Genomic DNA, 17696 nt, shown 5'->3' on the forward strand with positions numbered 1-17696 from the left:
CCCAGGACCCATACATTAAAAGTGTATTGCTCTACCAACTGAGCTACGGAATCATCAAACTTTTGGCAAAAGCCATTGTCTGTATATATGTAAATGTGCCCTCTGACACGAAGAAGAACTATCACTGATAGCCCTTGTGATCCCGCTGGGACTCGAACCCAGGACCCATACATTAAAAGTGTATTGCTCTACCAACTGAGCTACGGAATCGTTATTTTTGTATTTACTCTTTAAGTTTGAAACAGATTTGAAAGTGAAATTATTTGTATTAACTTTGCTTTTCTGTGCTGTTGTTCTTAAATCGTGGTGCAAAATTAGTACTTTTAACAATACGATGCAAATATACTTTTTGAATTTTCTGAAAATATTTTTCACTTTTTTTTTAATTTTCCTGCAAGTAACTGATAGTCAGGGACAAACTGCTTTAAATAAAAAAGCAGATTCTTTATTTATTCAAAAAAAATTTGATGAGGCTAAGAACATTTATGAGAAAATCATCGAAAATTCTCAAAATGTCAATCCAAAAATTTATTTAAAACTTGCAAATATTTCAGAAACGAAGGGAGAGTTTGTAAAAGAATTGTATTACCTCAATCTCTATTTTTTCAAACAGCCCAACGAAAAAGTTTTTGAAAAAATGTATATCGTGGCAACTGAGAATGGCTTTAAGGGTTATGAAAAAAATGATTTGAATTATTTTTTGTTCTATTACAGCAAATACTCTAATTATGTTTGGGTAGGTTTTCTGCTTTTAGGCCTTTATATTTTTACGGTGTTAATGCTAAAGAAAAAAAATCAACAGTTTTCTCCTATAAGCCATAAGGTTATATTCATTGTCTATTTATTTTTTTTAGCGGGGTTAATCAACCTGCCCAATAATTATAAATCGGCAATAATAAAAAATGAAAAGGTTTACCTCAGAGACTACCCATCGGCCGCTTCTCAAATTGTTGGAAGTATCGGAGAAGGTAATAGACTAAACGTGATCAGAACAGATGATATTTGGTATCAGGTTCTTTGGGAGGGAGATTTCTGCTATTTGAAAGAAAGTGATATATGGTTAGTAAAATAGCCTGCAAAATCTGCAGGCTATTAATGATGACTAGTGAATTTCGCTAATTTGCTTCAATGGAGAGTTTTTCTCCTTGGCCAAGGTAGTATAAACCAATTTATCAACCCAAGAAGGAAAAAGTTTATTTAACCATACAGTAAGTTTACCTTCGCTGGTTAAAACAATCGAACGCTTACGTTTTTTAATTGCCTTCACAATGTGCATGGCACACTCTTCAGAGGACATCATTTTTTGTTCGTCTCGCACAGTTTCCTGACTGACTTCTCCGTGTGCATCGATGGCAGAATATCGAATATTTGAAGAAGTAAAACCTGGGCAGGCTGTCAATACATTAACCCCAGAGTACAAGAGCTCCGTTCGTAGTGCTTCAAGAAAACCATTTACTGCAAATTTAGATGCAGAATAACCACTTCGCACCGGTAAGCCTCTGTAGCCAGCAATCGAAGAAATTCCGACAATTGTGCCTTTGGCTTTTTTAATGTAAGGGAGTGCAGCTTGAGTGAGATAAACTGTACCAAAAAAATTAATGTCCATTACTTTACGAATAGTGGCATCAATATCAGCATCTTCAAACATCGACCGCATTGTAATGCCTGCGTTATTAATTAAAATATCGATTTTGCCGTAATGATAAATTGCCTCGGCAACTATTCGTTTGTTGTCATACTCTAAACTGGAATCGGCTACTAAATAATGATTCTCGATTCCTTGCATTGAAAGTTCGTGGCTGGTTTGTTCTAATTTGTCGATATTTCGACCAGTAATAATCAATTTACAATGCTCTTTACCAAGTTCAAAGGCAAGAGCTTTACCAATACCCGACGAACCACCTGTAATGATTACAACTTTATCTTTTAGCATGGAATAAATAGTTTAAAAAATAAATTATCACCAATAATTGGTACAACTATTATGGTATTAAAATGTTTTTTTTTACGAATTTGTTCCCAAAAAATATTAAAAACAATTAGAAAACGATTAAAATTAGCGAACCAAGTGAATAACTCCTTTGTAAACTTTGTCAGAATATGTTAAAGCATAAAAATAATCACCCGATGATTCGTTCTCGCCAGTCCAAATAAAACTTCGTTCATTAGTAACAAAAACCGATTTACCCCACCTATTCACAATCTCAAACTTCTTGAATTGTCGCTTGCAATTGTCTTCTGGAATTGTACCTAAGCTAAAAAAATCGTTCTTACCGTCGCCGTTTGGCGTAAATGTGTTATATGGCTGAATAGGGTTTTCGATTACGGAGTTATCTTTCAATATAAGTTTTACACTGACAGAATCTTGTAACTGCAAACAATTATTATCTTTTGTCGAAAAATTAACAATAAATTCCTTTGAATCTTGCCCACCGAGCATAAAGCACGTTGGTTTCCAGGTAAATAAGCTACTTACTTTTCCCCTACCTTCTTTATTATCAAATGTCATCAAGACATTCTTATACTCAAACCCTTTCGGAACGCCCGTAAGTGTAAGCTGCTCATTATCGGAATCTTGAGCATTGACATTAAACGTTAGCTCATTGGCAGCGTTAGGGTTGAGGATGAGCTCTGCTGTGTTATTTACCAAGGTTGTTGCAACAATAGGTGAATTATTTTGCTTTCCTTTTACCTCAACCGGAACCGAGTAGATGGTCTGTGTAGTCACTCCACAACGCTGGTCTCTTACTACGAAATCTAACAACATTTGTTTTTGTTTGAGGGCTTCGCAATTGGGAATAAATTGAAGAATAGAATTGACATTGCCTAAACCCTGCTTAGAAGGAAAAGAGAAGCCATAACTGCCAAAATTGAAATTTCGACCATTACCTGTTAGCGAAAGTGTATCGTTGTCTATATCGTTTCCAAAGACTGTAAATTTTAGCGTATCTCCGTAGGTAATCACCGGATTACTCAGCAATGATGTTGTGACTGTAGGCTTAGTATTCTGATTTTCTTCAAACTGAATTTTCATGCGATAGCCCCTATTTTGTGGTACAGGGCAACCGTTATCGCTGATATTTATAAAAAATTCAGCTGGAACGTTGTTTCGAGTAACTATGCAGTCTTCTAAACAGAATGAAGTTTTAAGCGTATCTTTACTTGTTATTTCTACGTTGACAGTCGATTGTAAAAGTATTTTTCTTGTATCAAAATTTACGCCTCTTGCCGAAAGTGTAACTCTTTGCTTCAGGTCAGGGTCGGTGAATAAAACATCAAAGCAGCGTTTTTCTCCTTTTTTTAGCGTTATCACTTCCCCATCTTTAAAAAACTTCTTTGAGTTTTGTGTGGCTACCATTACCTGCGGTGGGCTATTGAAGATACAATCAATCACTTTCAGTTGAAAATCTCTTTTCATTCGTCCGATACGCTTTCCTTTACGAAACTCCTCAACCATTACCGAAAATACATAAAGCCCTAATTTGTTTGGTTTTACAAACAGTACTCCAGTTTGAGCATCAACACGAAGTGGAATCTCACCAGGGATGACATTATCAATACTAATACCAGGAACCCATGATGCTTCACGATAATTATTGCTCGGGGAATTTGTAGGATTAGATTGTTGTGGGGATGAATTTCCTATCCAAGGTACAACTAACGTGTAAGCAAGACTATCACCATCGGCATCTGTTGCACTAAAATCCATTTCAAAGTTCTGGTTTATGCAAACATAGTCAGCAATAATATCTCGGAAACGGGGAGTTGTATTGGGAGTCGTTACAGGTGGAAACTCGGTATAAAATACCATTCCAACATTGCTTGGGTTTTGAATATTGGTAATGATGGAATTTCTACAACACCTTTCCCAAACAATCATATAGCCTTCTGGGTCTGAAAAATCAGCTTCTGGAAGATTGATATTGTTTGAATATTTCATGAGTAATGTAGATAAATCTCCTTTTTGACACGAGGGGTCGATGTATTTGATGGGCTGCCGGTAAACTTGCGGACAAGTAACATTACCCATACGCATCAAATCTCTTTTGCGGTAAATTTGTAGCGTAATAGATAAATCTTCGGCAGCGGTTCGGCCATTTATGGCATCGAAATACAAACTTAAAGTCACTTGGTGTGTGCTGGTACCCACAACTGGATTTTTGAGTGGAACCACTTCAATTTCGCCACCAACTATGTGGGAGGCAAAGCAAACAGAAACCAATAATTGAAAAAAAATGAATAGGAAAAATCTTTTCATAGCAAATAAGTTTCATAGGGAGAATTTCAATTACATAGACGTAAAATCTAAGGCAAAGGTTGGATTTTGAACTTAAAGCTAAGTTAAATACTTTTGTGAATTAAAACTAACGAGAAATCGTAATTCTTATGATTTCAATTCAAAAAGGTTAAGCAAAATAAATAATGGGAAAAGTAAAGACATTTGTCATAGAGTCGATTGTAGTTGAAAGCTTTGCAGCCGAAGGAAAATGTATTGCAAAACACAACGGTCAGGTAATTTTTATTGAGGGAAGCAATGTTCATCCAGGCGATAAAGTAAAACTTTTTGTGAATAACCGAAAGAAAAACTACGCAGAAGCAAATGTGCTTGAAATACTCGAGTATTCGCCCGACAGAATAGCCCCATTCTGTGAGCATTTTGGGGTTTGTGGAGGATGCAAATGGCAACACGTACCATACGAAAAGCAATTAGAGTTAAAATACAATCAAGTAAATGAGCAATTAAAGCGTATTGGAAAACTTGACTTGCCAAGCATTAAACCTATTTTGGGCTCAGCAAAAACGCAGTTTTATAGAAATAAGTTGGAATACACTTTCTCAAATAGCAGATGGTTTACAAGGGATGAAATTAACACTGAGGAGGCCATGAGTAAAAATGCGTTGGGTTTCCACGTTCCGAAACGTTTTGAGAAAGTACTTCCGATTGAAAAGTGCTATCACCAAGCTGACCCATCGAATGCCATCAGGCTTACGTTGCGTGACTTCGCCAATGCCAATAACTATACTTACTATGACCACATAGCACACGAAGGCTTCTTGAGAAACATCATGATTAGGACCTCGACAACGGGCGACTTGATGGTGATGGTGCAATTTGCCCAAGATAACAAAGATGATATCAAAGCAACGATGGAACATTTGCACACAAATTTTCCGCAAATAACATCGTTGAACTACATACTGAATCAAAAACGCAATGATACTTTCTTTGATTTAGAGGTTCATACCTACTACGGTAAACCATACATTGAAGAGCGTATGGAAGATTTAACTTTTAGAATTGGGGTTAAATCTTTCTATCAGACAAATTCAGAGCAAGCCTATGAATTGTATAAAATCACAAGAGAATTAGCTGATTTGACTGGAAATGAATTGGTATATGACCTTTATACGGGAACGGGTACGATTGCCAATTTTGTGGCCAAAAAAGCTAAAAAAGTAATCGGTATAGAATATGTGCCAGAAGCGATTGAAGATGCAAAAATAAATGCTGATGTCAATGAATTGCACAATACAAGCTTCTATGCGGGTGATATGCGTAAATTTTTGACAAATGAGTTTATAGCCCAACACGGAAAGCCAGATGTTGTGATTACCGACCCTCCACGTGCAGGCATGGACGAGGCGGTAGTCAGAACGCTCATGGAAGCCGCACCAAAACGAATTGTTTATGTAAGTTGCAACCCAGCCACTCAGGCCCGTGATTTAGCTATCTTGAGCGAAAAATATGATATTTCAGTCGTACAACCTGTCGATATGTTTCCGCATACGCACCACGTTGAGAATGTAGTTAGATTAGATTTGAAACATTAAAAGTCAAGTCATAAACAAAAAAAGGATTCTGTGAAAGAATCCTTTTTTTTATCCTTTATTTTAATCCTAATTCCTCAACAATATGTAAGGTTTTAGTGTTCTTTCGAGTTCTGAATGCAATTTCAGGTTTGTAACCAACGGTGGTCTTTGCATAATAACCAGTTCCATCGTACGGGCGTTTTCTTGGATTTTCTTTGCATTCAACCGAACACGCTCCTTCCATTTCATGACCACATTTTTCGCAAATTGGCAAATGTTCATTACAATCCGGATTTGCACAATTGACCATACGGTCAGAGTCTGTACCACAAATATGGCATTTCGAAATCACTACAGGATTTACGCTATTTACATTCGTGGTTAAACGATTGTCAAAAACGTAGCATTTCCCATCAAAATCTTCTCCCCCCTCTTCAAGGCCATATTTTATGATACCTCCGTGAAGTTGATACACATCAGTAAAGCCTTGTGATAATAGATAGGCACTTGCTTTTTCGCACTTAATTCCACCCGTGCAATACGTTACAATTTTTTTATCTTTTAAATGAGCGATTTCATTCACATGGTCGGGTAACTCACGAAGATTTTCCATATCGAAAGTTACAGCACCTTTAAATTTCCCAACCGAATGCTCATAATTTGAACGCATATCAACCAAGACCACATTCGGGTCACTCTTGATTAACTCCTTAAAATCAGCAGGTTCGAGGTGCTTTCCAGTTTGTTCTAAAGGATTGACAGGTAGCTCTGAATGAACAATTTCTTTTTTGATTCGGACGTAAAGTTTCGTAAAAGCGTGCTTATCAACTTTCTCGACCTTAAAATCAACTTTTGCAAACCTTGGGTCAGCTTTTACCCAATCCATATACTTTTGAGTATCTTCGGGTAAGCCCGATACAGTTCCATTCAGACCTTCGGGAGCTATAATTATTCGACCAAGTAGATTATTTTCTAAGCAAAATTGATGGTGAATGTCTCGATACTCAACTACATTTTCGATTGGCGAATAAATGTAATAAAGTAAAACATGATAAACAGGGGCCGAAATAGTCGTTTCTACCGAGTTTTCGGTAATTGCAGTTGTATTCTTATTTTCCATTGATTTTCAATCTTTCAAGGTGTAAACTTGATTTGAACAGCTGCAAAATTACGAAACATATTTTTTTATTTTATGATTTTTATCAGATAAAGCCTTAATTTGCAAAATATATTTAAAAGTTAACTCCGAAAAAGTAACAATGCACATTGCGATTACGGGCAATATAGGTGCCGGCAAAACTACCTTAGCTACTAAACTGGCCAATCATTACGGATGGGATGTATTATACGAAGCAGTAGATGGCAATCCTTACTTGCCACCATTTTATGAGGACATGGAAAAATGGGCGTTTCACTTACAAATTTACTTTCTCAATAGCCGTTTTGAGCAAGTTTTGAAAATAAAGAAACTTACCGAAGAAAAAACCATTATTCAAGATAGGTCGATTTATGAAGATGCCTATATTTTTGCTCGAAATTTATATGAGTCTGGAAAGTTTAATGAAACTGATTATCAGACTTATAAAAGTATGTTTAATACCATCACACAGGCAATCACTCATCCTGATTTGATGATTTATTTACGTGCCGACCTACCAAAACTTCAACGACAAATCAATAAAAGAGGACGGGAATTTGAAAAAAACATCGACCCCAACTATCTAATAAGCCTAAACACTCTTTATGAGGATTTTGCGAATTTATATACACACGGAAAACTATTGGTGATTGATGTAAACAATCTTGATTATGCCGAACGCAACGAAGACTTTGAGCATATTGTAGAGATTATCGACCGCAACATCAGCATGGGAACCCAACTCGAAATACAAGATATTTAGTATCAACAAAGTTAAATTGAAAGCCACAAAAAAGCCATGAAGATATGATTTCATGGCTTTTTTGTTTTAGGCATTCGCTGAAACTTTTTGTTTTAGAAATTTCCGATTTTTCCAATAAGTTTTTAATCTATCAAAATATACATCGTAAATATCACTTTCAAATAAACGAGCGTCGTTGGTGGCTTTGATAAGGAAGTAAATCCCGAAAAATAACAAAACAATATCGGGCATCCAAACTCCTAAAAGAACTGGCCAAATATCTTCTTTGGCATACTTGTCGCCTAATTGCATCAATACGTACATCAATATAAAAAAAGTGATGGAAAGCAAAACTGGCATTCCGAATCCACCTTTTTTGATGATAGACCCCAAAGATGAGCCAATCAGAAACATCACGAAGCACGCAAAAGCCATCGTAAACTTATGCCATTTCTCAACTTGTGCTTTAATTCCATCACGTTTTTTACTTTTTACTATATCGACAGTTGTTGAAAACTGGTCACGGATATTTTTTGCTTGTGAAATCGATGTTTCGAAGGTTTCGTCTAAACGATACGAATTATCGCCAAGTTTTAATTTTTCTTTCACCCACTTGCCTCCCACAATTGGCTTTTTCTCACGAGCTTGTTTTGAAGTATCGACAGGATATTTTTTAAATTGAAAGTTATATAATTGAGTGGCTGTAATAACCTGTGATTTCAATGTTTTTTCTACATCAATCGCAACCGAATCGGCTTGATTATTTAGTTGTGTGATGTTTTTCATGTACTCATGGTACTTAAACTGCGACTCGTCGGTTCTTCGCATACCAAAAGATTCTAACGAGAATACCATCTTGTTTTGCTTAAAACTATTCTTTACAAATTGAGTCTCGTTGTAATTTCCATCATTACCTTTATAATCAACGTAGTTTGTGCCATTGAAAAGCTCAAATACCAAATAGGTATTGTCATACATGGTATACATTCTACCAGAATCTGCCAAAGTCACATTTACGTTTCCATTATTACTGGCATGGTTATAAATCGTCACCCCTTTTAGTGTTTTTCCATCAGGGAATTTTTTTAAGACTTTAATACTATATCCCGGAATTTCCTTGTAGAAAATACCCTCCTTAACGTTGAGTGTAACTTTAGTTGTTTTTACATCATACAATAAACTATAACCTTTTAAGTTTGCCCACGGGTTGACTGTATTATTGAACCAAAGCGAAAAAATACTTACACACATGGCAAAAATCATAGCTGGCAACAAAACTCGCGAAATGGGCACACCAGCCGATTTTATAGCGGTCAACTCCGTGTATTCGCCCAAATTACCAAAACACATCAACGAAGCCAAAAGAACCGACAAAGGCAGTGCTATTGGAACAGTAATTAGCGAAAAATAAACAAAAAGTTTTCCGAATACATCATACCCTAAATCTTTACCCACAAAATCATTGAAGTAAAGCATAAGGAAACGCATCAAAAAAATAAAAACTACCACACAGGTAGTTAATATAAATGGCCCAATAAAAGACCTAATAACTAAAATATCAATTTTCTTCATTCAAGACGTAATGATTCTGTGGCACAAAATTCCGACAGGAAATTCATTTTCACAAGTTCATTAAGTTTAATTAACATAAAACACCTCATCCACCCACAATTTCTTTCAACTTATAAATCATATCATCCCAAATATCTTCTAATTCCTCGACATCGTTATTATCCGAATTATCTGTGATTTTTAAAAATGTTGCGTTTGTAAGCTCGCTCTGCTCCAACTTAAACTCTACGAAATTTCCTCTTTGACTTTCTTTCAAGAAATCAAATTTTACTAATTTATTGACTCTTTGTACCGACATTCGAGCGGGATGACTTTCATTATCCCAAATAAAATCAAAATTAGAATCGCTTGTGTACTTTACTTTCGATGCAAACCATTGTTGCAGGCCAGCTGGCGTACTAAAATACTGGTATAATACTTTTGGTGATGCCTTGAATTCGTATTCACGAGAAAATTTGAATTTTTCCATAATTCATAAAATTTAGAAAATATAACCTAAATCGAACTCGACTTAGCCTTATTAAATAACTATTTCAAGAATATATATAAATTTTCATGAAATATTAACTTACTGCTATTACTTTTTTTGCAATGTAAGAAATCTTTGTGTAATTTTGCAACATATTCTTCGGGACAATAATAAAAGTCCTAAATAATATAAAAAAAATAATGCGGGATAGCTCAGATGGTTAGAGCGTAGGATTCATAACCCTAAGGTCGGCGGTTCGATTCCGCTTCCCGCAACTTCGAAAGAGTCTCAGTTTTGAGACTCTTTTTTTATGTCTCTTTTTCGGCATCACAAATAAATTATATTAGTGTAAAATCTCAAATATCAATTTTTGTAAAATATCCCCTTCGTTTTCTTCGCCTGCATCCACTCCCTTCGACTTTAGGTCAGCAATTTTAATACAATGTATCACAAAAGCTAATTTTGACAAAGAATAATTTCGTGCGGCAGCTAAATAATCTTTTGCAAAGAAACTATTTACTTTTAATAACGATGCCACACCCGACTCAGATTTATCATTTGAACCATGAATTAACAACACCTTGCTAAAGAAATTGTACAGAATAATCAGAATTGGCTGAATCGGGTTATCCTTAGGGTTATTCCCAAAATAAATAATGATTTGGTTGGCACGCACAACATCACGTTGGATAAGTGCTTTTTGTAACTCAAAGACGTTGTATTCTTTACTAATTCCAACATATTTCTGAATCACGTCGGCATCAATTCCTTCGCCAAGCTTTACGTTTAAAATAACTTTTTCCAACTCACCCGTTAATCTTTTGAGGTCGTTGCCTATGTGCTCAATCAACAATTGAATGGCTTTCATACTAATCTTAACGCCTCTGCCGTGGCAATACGATGCCACAAATTCAGGTAGTTGATTATCGTATAACTTCTTAAAATTCTGCAAAACCCCATTTTTAGCGAAGGATTTTACCCAAGCTTTGCGTTCGTCTTGTGCGTTGGAAAAACTTAAAACCAAGATAGTTGAAGGTAGCGGATTGAGAGCATAATCTTCGATTAATTTTTGATTTTCTTTCGTATCTATTCCTTGAATCTGATTGGCTTCTTTCACAATGATTAGTTGCTTCTCGGCCATCATCGGAAATCGTCGTGCATAATTCAACAAAGCCCCAACATTTAGGTCTTTACCAAACAAGATAAATTCATTAAAACCTTTCTCGTGGGCAGGAATCGCCAGGTTTTGTATTTTCTCAACAATTTGTTCAATATGAAATTGCTCCTCGCCATGCAGAAAATATAGCGGTTTTATTGAATCTTTCTTTATTGACTTTAAAATATCTGACATCTACATTCACTAAATTAAATAATACTATAACCTTTTTCGCTCAGAAAATTGTTGCACTGAGCCATCATTTCTGGAAAAAATAACGCAAACTGTTCATCAAAAAGCGAATAATGCATCTTTAAATCTTCAGTAGCTTTTTCCATATTTGATTCATATACTGTTCTTCTTGAAATTCCCATCAAAGCTCTTTCTATACCCCAAAACTCGCTATAGTTTTTCAGCCAATCGTGTTTTATCATAGATTCTATCATAGGTTTCATTTTTTCTGGAAGCATTGACCAGTGGTTTTGGAATGAAACATGAACCCGCTGCCGAAAATCATCAAATGGTTCTGATGAGTACGTTTTCCAATGAGTAGCTAAATAATGATCAAAGAAAATATCGACCAAAACGGCCGAGTATTTATGGTATTTATCGTATAATACTGCTTTACAGGTACTTACAGAAACATGGGTATCGGTAAAGCTATCAATTATTCGATGTAGCAAAATACCATCTTTAATGGTGTTGGAATAATGCGAATTTCTGGGATGCTCGATTCTTCCCACAACGTAATCTTCCAAAAGATTCCCCACCATGAGTTCTTCGTTATTGCCTGAAAGAAATAAATGTGCCAAAAAATTCATTAAATAACCGAATATGCGTACGTTTGCGACAAAGTTAGAAAAATAACATCTATAAACTATCAAAAAATTAATTGATGAAGATTGAAACCAACAAAGTAGTAAAGATAATTTATGAATTAGAAATAGGCAGCGAAACCAACCGAGAAATGCTCGAAATCGTACAAGAGGACGAGCCAATGGTTTTTATTCAAGGCATGAGTGGTTTACCGGAGGCCTTTGAAGCTCAATTGAACGGACTTCAAGCTGGTGATGAATTTAAGTTTTCGGTTGATGCTGCCGATGGTTATGGAGAGCCAGACCCAGAAGCTATTATTGATTTTCCGATTGAAAACTTTAAGATTGAAGATGGAAAAATTCCAGAAGGAATGCTCGAAATTGGAAACATGATTCCTTTTTCAAATGATGAAGGAAATAGAATGAACGGGCGAATAGTAGAAATTACAGACGAGTTTGTAATTCTTGACTTCAATCATCCACTTGCTGGACAAAATATGCACTTTATGGGTAAAGTTCTGGGAGTAAGAGATGCTACAACCGAAGAAATTGCCCATGGCCACGTACATGGCGAAGGCGGCGTAGTGCATTGATATATTGGTAAGAAAATTAGTTATTGGGAAAATTAAAAAAACTACAATTCGCAATAACTAATTTTCATTTTAAAAGCAATTAAGCACCAAACTGAGTAACTTCTACACCAAATTTTCTCAAAAAATCTACTCCTTCATCATTCGGGATGCCTTTATACTGTGCGTATGACTTGGCATAAAATACTTTCTTGATTTTCATTGAATAAATAACCCTTGCACATGCAATACAAGGAGAAAGAGTCACATACAAAGTCGTTCCTTCGATATTTGCTCCATTTTTTGAGGCGTATAATATAGCATTTTGCTCGGCATGAAGTGCCAGCGAACAGCTACCTTTTGAATCTCTCGGGCAGCCATGTTCTGGAAATTCCTCATCGCAATTATGAGTTCCAGCTGGTGGCCCATTATAACCAATCGAAATTATACGAGTATCTTTGGTTAAAACAGCTCCGACTTGTGCTTTCACACAGTGCGAACGGAGGGCCAAATTCTCGGCTAATTCCATAAAAATTTCGTCAAAATCGGGTCGTTGTTTTACAACTTTTTCCATAAAATGGTCGTTACTTTGTAAAAAATATAACAAAAAAACCTTTTTGCTATCTAAAAGAATCAAAACGCTAAATTATGAAATCTTACTCAAACCTTACGCTTTCAATCCCTATTCTTTTTCTATCAATTTGTTTATCTACACTTCAATCTACCGCCCGAATTTTGAACGACAGTATCGTTAAGCCACAAGTAAGAAGCAGCCCAATCGTAATTGCAAATTTGAAAACAACAGAAAATAATTACGTAAAATGTACTTATGGACAACCTTTAAAGAAAGGAAGAGAAATATTTGGCAATTTAGTGCCATACGGAAAACTATGGAGAACTGGGGCAAATGAAGCAACAGAGATTACGTTTACCAATAATATACAAATTGGCAGTACACAATTACCAGCAGGTACATACACACTTTTTTCGATACCGAATAAAGATAAATGGACGATTATTCTGAATTCAGAACTTGGTCTTTGGGGTGATTTTGACTACGATGCCACAAAAAATGTATTGATATATGAAGCTCCAGTGTCAACCAACTCAGATATTTATGAGGGATTCACGATTCAGTTTGAAGATGTAAGCAATGGTTTCAATCTACTCCTACTGTGGGATACCGTAAAAGTTACAGTACCTATTCAGAAAATAGGTGAATTAGAGAAACCATCAAAGAAGAAAAAACGCAGAAGAAATTAGTAAAAAACTAATTTCTTCTGCACAACTTGCCGATTAGAAGTTACTGTGAGAATATGCACTCCTGGAGTTATTATACCTTTAGGCAGAGAAATAATCGTACTGGGCAAATCGAGGTAAGTTTGATTGAAAACTTCTCTTCCAAAAATATCTCTTATAACTACATTAAAATCTTGAAAATCAGGCAGTAAAATCTGAAACTGAGGATTTGAAATTGGCACTGGGTTTTCGGTATTTACTTGTAAAGCATTAGATGGCGGCAATTGGAACTTAGCATAATTTAAAACTCTTTTTCTACGCTTGCTTAAGTCAAGAGCTGCTCTCATTCGCTGTTTTTGGCCTTGAGTAAAAATATTCATACATGAGTCGGGCGAGTAATCCATATAGTTCTCAATCATGTTACGAGTACGCACACCTGTGCAGGTTGAAAACATATCTCTACAAAATGCCGAACTATTTGACCCGGTGGCTACCGGAGTATCTGCTACGTAATCAGTACCGCAGCGTTCATCTCCCCATGTATGATAGAGGCCCATCCAATGTCCAACTTCGTGAGTAACAGTGCGACCAAAAGAATAAATACCAGACTGATTAGTACCAGATTTTTTACCAAAAACTGTGTAATCAATAAATACACCGTCTAATCGTTCATCGGAATCGATATCCAAACCTTCAACTGATTCTGAATAAGGAAACTCACCGTAACCAATAAATCCTGAACTTAAAGGTGCAACCCAGATATTGAGGTATTTATTGCTATCCCAATATGATAAATTAGATAATGCAGTTCTGTCATTATCGTTGACTATATTGAAGGAATTTCGGGGAGAGTAAACTCGCTTAATTCCAGAAGATGGGTTTCCATCGGGGTCAATACTTGCCAAAAAGAATTCGATTTCAGTATCAGCCCCGACAGGATTTGTATTAAATCCCAGCGTACCTTCCTTCCTACGATAATCTTCGTTAAGAACTTTTATCTGTGAATAAATCTGCTCATCGGGAATATTCGTTCCCGCAATTTGCCCATTGATTTGATTATGAATCACATGAACCACCACTGGAATACGTATAATCTCAGCAGCCACCCTGAAATTCTTTTGAAAATTTAATTGGGCATCCAAGGCTTCTTCGTACCTAACTTTATTTTGATGGTATCGGCTATTGGATGTTTTAGCAACCGAATCACAGAATTCATTGGCACAGAAACGAACTTTTTGTGCCAATGAATCAACGTAAACAAACGCTAAAAATAAGGAAATGTAAATATTCTTTTTCATAACTATAAAGACGAATGAACTCGTGGATTTGGTTGCAAGATTTTTATGTTCATTCTAATTTCCCTCAGCTTTTTCGTAGGCCTTTAAGATGTCTCTCACTAACCTATGTCTTACCACGTCTCTGTCATCTAACTCAATGAAACCAATTCCTTTGATATCTTTTAAGATATATAAAGCATCAGCCAAGCCAGATTTTTGTTTTGAGGGTAAATCTATTTGAGTTTTATCACCCGTAATGATTGCTTTTGAAAGTGGCCCCATACGTGTCAAAAACATTTTGATTTGCATGGGAGTCGTATTTTGAGCTTCATCGAGTAAAATAAAAGCATTATTGAGCGTTCGACCACGCATATATGCCAAAGGTGCAATTTCTATCGTACGATTTTCGATATAAAACTTCAGCTTTTCCGACTGAATCATATCTTCGAGTGCATCGTAGATTGGTCTTAAATACGGGTCGATTTTTTCTTTTAAATCGCCTGGAAGAAAACCAAGATTCTCACCTGCCTCAACCGCCGGACGCGTAATTATAATTTTTTTGACTTGTTTGTCTTTCAAAGCCCTCACCGCCAACGCGACTGCCGTATAGGTTTTACCTGTACCAGCAGGCCCAGTGGCAAACATTATATCAAAATTTTTACAGGCTTCAACCATTTTTTTCTGGTTAGCAGTTTTGGCTTTGATGGCATTTCCTTTTGTTCCAACTAAAATCAGTTCATCGTCGGGGGTTTCGTGAGTGGCCGATTCAGCATCTTCTTTGATGTAACTTTTAACTTGGTCGATTGAAATCCTGCCGTATTTTCGCAAATGCTCTATCATCGCCTCTAAAACTTCCGATATTCTATTTATTTCATCGGTGTTTCCTTTTATCAAAATCTGATTTCCACGAGAGATAATTTTACTCAACGGAAATGCACTTGCCACCTCTTTGATGTTAATATTTTCTACTCCAAGAAAATCAGTCAATGAGATTTCTTCTTCTAATGTGAATACTTTATCTGTCAAAATAAAAAATAAGTTGTTTAAATGTAGTTTTATATATTTAAATTCACCAAAAGTAAGACCTTTGCGGGTGTCATTTTGTTTCCCAAAGTTCAAAAATTATTCACAAATTTGTTTATTTTTCCACAAAAAAAACCAAAATCTTTACTTAAACACTGATTATCAAGCATTTATAAATAAATCTAAGTACTGCCAAAAATACAATGTATTTTAAAACAGCATTTTTCTTCTTAACATTGTATTAATATTATGGAAAAAAGTTATCAAAATAATCCTTCTGGTAGTACCAGCAACCAACGAGGTTTCGGGAAGAATCTCTTTTTAGAGAGCTTTCGTAACGAATCTGGCAAGCTACCTCCTCAAGCCTTAGAGCTCGAAGAGGCGGTTTTAGGTGCATTAATGATTGAAAAAGATGCCTTGACTTCGGTCGTGGATATTCTCCAACCATCAAGTTTCTACAAAGAGGCTCACCAACGAATCTATAATGCCATTTTGCAATTATTCGGTAAATCAGAGCCGATTGATATGCTCACTGTTACTACTCAGCTAAGAAGTAACGGTGAACTAGAGTTTGTAGGAGGTGCTTCGTACCTCGTTAAATTGACGAACAAAGTAAATTCAGCGGCCAATATTGAGTATCACGCACGTATCATTACTCAGTCAGCAATCAAGCGTGATATGATTAAAATTGCGGGTGATATACTAAAAGATGCCTATGAGGACACCACCGATGTTTTTACGCTTTTAGATAAAATAGAACAAAATTTCTTTGAAATTTCTGAGCGTAATATTCGTAAAAATTACGCAGATGCGAGCACAATTATGCGTGCCACCATCGAAGAACTCGAAAAGAAGAAAAATAATAAAGATGGCCTGACTGGTGTAGCCAGTGGTTTCACAGCCCTTGACCGAATTACGAGTGGTTGGCAAAATACCGAACTTACCATTATTGCGGCAAGGCCAGCGATGGGAAAAACCGCCTTCGTGGTTTCGGCCATGCGAAATGCGGCGGTTGAATGGGGCGTGCCAGTTGCACTGTTTTCATTAGAGATGTCGGCAACACAATTGATGTTGCGTTTGATTTCGGCCGAAGCTGAAATTGATAGTAATAAACTTCGAAAAGGAAAGCTCGAAAACCACGAGTGGGTACAACTTCACCAAAAAATAAAGAATTTATCTTCCGCTCCTATTTATATCGATGATACTCCCGCACTCTCAATTTTGGAGATGCGAGCCAAGTGCCGTCGTTTGAAAGCACAGTTTGATATTGGGCTTGTAATCATTGACTACTTACAGCTGATGACAGCCGAAAGTGGTGGAGGTGGTAAAGGAAACCGTGAACAAGAAATTGCTGCGATTTCAAGAGCCATGAAAAACCTTGCAAAAGAAATTAATGTGCCTGTAATTGCGTTGTCACAGTTGAGTCGTGCGGTTGAAACCCGTGGAGGAGACAAACGTCCTCAGCTTTCAGATTTACGTGAATCGGGGTCGATTGAGCAAGATGCCGATATGGTAATGTTCTTGTATCGCCCTGAATACTATAAAATTACACAAGACGAGCAAGGAAATTCAACTGAAGGTGTGGGTGAAGTTATTATTGCCAAAAACCGTAGTGGTGATGTTGATACCGTGAAACTTAAATTTATTGGTAAATACACTAAATTTACAGATTTAGATGGTTTCTATACACCACTTCCGGGACAAGATAATTTTGGCGATTTCAATATGCCAAAACCAATCAATACTGCTGGTGCATTAGATAATTTTGAAAGAAGTGCTCCACCAAGCACAAATGCGGGTGGCGGAACGGTTACTCTTGGAAGTAAAGCCAATCAACCAAGAAACTTGGATACTGAAACGGATTTCCCATTTTAAGTTAAAATAT

The 17696-nt window shown here is 36.3% G+C and carries 16 protein-coding genes and 2 tRNA genes; 7 read left to right on the forward strand and 11 right to left on the reverse strand.

Going from position 1 to position 17696, the window contains the following annotated elements; all coding sequences use genetic code 11:
* Positions 1–137 precede the first annotated feature (137 nt).
* A tRNA-Lys gene (locus tag ACOVO2_RS14965) sits at positions 138–210 on the reverse strand.
* Positions 211–334: 124 nt separating this feature from the next.
* On the opposite strand from ACOVO2_RS14965, the gene ACOVO2_RS14970 reads away from it, so the two are divergent.
* Positions 335–1072: a hypothetical protein gene (locus ACOVO2_RS14970; RefSeq protein WP_421770757.1), complete on the forward strand. Its 738-nt coding sequence runs from the start codon at positions 335–337 to the stop codon at positions 1070–1072.
* 30 nt (positions 1073–1102) lie between these two features.
* Here ACOVO2_RS14970 and ACOVO2_RS14975 read toward each other — a convergent pair whose 3' ends face one another.
* The gene (locus ACOVO2_RS14975; protein WP_421770758.1) at positions 1103–1933 is read right to left on the reverse strand and encodes an SDR family oxidoreductase; all 831 of its coding nucleotides are present in this window, start codon (positions 1931–1933) and stop codon (positions 1103–1105) included.
* Positions 1934–2056: 123 nt separating this feature from the next.
* Positions 2057–4258 (reverse strand): gliding motility-associated C-terminal domain-containing protein, encoded by a 2202-nt coding sequence (locus ACOVO2_RS14980; RefSeq protein WP_421770759.1) that lies wholly within the window; start codon positions 4256–4258, stop codon positions 2057–2059.
* A 164-nt stretch (positions 4259–4422) separates the two neighbouring features.
* On the opposite strand from ACOVO2_RS14980, the gene rlmD reads away from it, so the two are divergent.
* Positions 4423–5832: a 23S rRNA (uracil(1939)-C(5))-methyltransferase RlmD gene (gene rlmD / locus ACOVO2_RS14985; protein ID WP_421770760.1), complete on the forward strand. Its 1410-nt coding sequence runs from the start codon at positions 4423–4425 to the stop codon at positions 5830–5832.
* Positions 5833–5887: 55 nt separating this feature from the next.
* On the opposite strand, the gene ACOVO2_RS14990 is transcribed toward rlmD, so the two are convergent.
* The gene (locus tag ACOVO2_RS14990; protein WP_421770761.1) at positions 5888–6931 is read right to left on the reverse strand and encodes a rhodanese-related sulfurtransferase; all 1044 of its coding nucleotides are present in this window, start codon (positions 6929–6931) and stop codon (positions 5888–5890) included.
* 139 nt (positions 6932–7070) lie between these two features.
* Between ACOVO2_RS14990 and ACOVO2_RS14995 the strand changes: the two genes are divergently transcribed.
* Positions 7071–7712: a deoxynucleoside kinase gene (locus ACOVO2_RS14995; RefSeq protein WP_421770762.1), complete on the forward strand. Its 642-nt coding sequence runs from the start codon at positions 7071–7073 to the stop codon at positions 7710–7712.
* Between the two features lie 66 nt (positions 7713–7778).
* Here ACOVO2_RS14995 and ACOVO2_RS15000 read toward each other — a convergent pair whose 3' ends face one another.
* Together ACOVO2_RS15000 and ACOVO2_RS15005 are read right to left on the reverse strand one after the other, a co-directional pair.
* Complete coding sequence (locus ACOVO2_RS15000) at positions 7779–9263, reverse strand: LptF/LptG family permease (protein ID WP_421770763.1); 1485 nt, start codon at positions 9261–9263, stop codon at positions 7779–7781.
* An 85-nt stretch (positions 9264–9348) separates the two neighbouring features.
* A complete protein-coding gene (locus tag ACOVO2_RS15005) occupies positions 9349–9732 on the reverse strand; it encodes an START-like domain-containing protein (RefSeq protein ID WP_421770764.1) in 384 nt (127 codons plus the stop codon).
* Between the two features lie 201 nt (positions 9733–9933).
* Between ACOVO2_RS15005 and ACOVO2_RS15010 the strand changes: the two genes are divergently transcribed.
* A tRNA-Met gene (locus ACOVO2_RS15010) sits at positions 9934–10007 on the forward strand.
* Positions 10008–10075: 68 nt separating this feature from the next.
* On the opposite strand, the gene holA is transcribed toward ACOVO2_RS15010, so the two are convergent.
* Both holA and ACOVO2_RS15020 read right to left on the reverse strand, forming a co-directional pair.
* Positions 10076–11083, reverse strand: a complete 1008-nt coding sequence (holA, locus tag ACOVO2_RS15015) for a DNA polymerase III subunit delta (RefSeq protein WP_421770765.1) — start codon at positions 11081–11083, stop codon at positions 10076–10078.
* A 14-nt stretch (positions 11084–11097) separates the two neighbouring features.
* Positions 11098–11700 (reverse strand): ACP phosphodiesterase, encoded by a 603-nt coding sequence (locus ACOVO2_RS15020; RefSeq protein ID WP_421770766.1) that lies wholly within the window; start codon positions 11698–11700, stop codon positions 11098–11100.
* 83 nt (positions 11701–11783) lie between these two features.
* Here ACOVO2_RS15020 and ACOVO2_RS15025 point away from each other — a divergent pair, with 83 nt between their 5' ends.
* Positions 11784–12296, forward strand: coding sequence for an FKBP-type peptidyl-prolyl cis-trans isomerase (locus ACOVO2_RS15025; RefSeq protein ID WP_421770767.1), 513 nt, complete (start codon positions 11784–11786; stop codon positions 12294–12296).
* Positions 12297–12375: 79 nt separating this feature from the next.
* Here ACOVO2_RS15025 and ACOVO2_RS15030 read toward each other — a convergent pair whose 3' ends face one another.
* Positions 12376–12846, reverse strand: a complete 471-nt coding sequence (locus ACOVO2_RS15030; RefSeq protein ID WP_421770768.1) for a deoxycytidylate deaminase — start codon at positions 12844–12846, stop codon at positions 12376–12378.
* Positions 12847–12920: 74 nt separating this feature from the next.
* On the opposite strand from ACOVO2_RS15030, the gene ACOVO2_RS15035 reads away from it, so the two are divergent.
* Positions 12921–13535 (forward strand): DUF2911 domain-containing protein, encoded by a 615-nt coding sequence (locus ACOVO2_RS15035; protein WP_421770769.1) that lies wholly within the window; start codon positions 12921–12923, stop codon positions 13533–13535.
* Here ACOVO2_RS15035 and ACOVO2_RS15040 read toward each other — a convergent pair.
* The gene (locus ACOVO2_RS15040; RefSeq protein ID WP_421770770.1) at positions 13532–14809 is read right to left on the reverse strand and encodes a M43 family zinc metalloprotease; all 1278 of its coding nucleotides are present in this window, start codon (positions 14807–14809) and stop codon (positions 13532–13534) included. The genes ACOVO2_RS15035 and ACOVO2_RS15040 overlap by 4 nt on opposite strands.
* A 54-nt stretch (positions 14810–14863) precedes the next feature.
* Positions 14864–15814 carry a PhoH family protein gene (locus tag ACOVO2_RS15045; protein ID WP_421770771.1) on the reverse strand — a complete coding sequence of 317 codons (951 nt, stop codon included), beginning with the start codon at positions 15812–15814 and terminating at the stop codon, positions 14864–14866.
* Between the two features lie 246 nt (positions 15815–16060).
* On the opposite strand from ACOVO2_RS15045, the gene dnaB reads away from it, so the two are divergent.
* Positions 16061–17686: a replicative DNA helicase gene (gene dnaB / locus ACOVO2_RS15050; RefSeq protein WP_421770772.1), complete on the forward strand. Its 1626-nt coding sequence runs from the start codon at positions 16061–16063 to the stop codon at positions 17684–17686.
* Positions 17687–17696: the final 10 nt, after the last annotated feature.

Source organism: Emticicia sp. (genome assembly GCF_049241225.1).
Taxonomy (GTDB): Bacteria; Bacteroidota; Bacteroidia; order Cytophagales; family Spirosomataceae; genus Emticicia.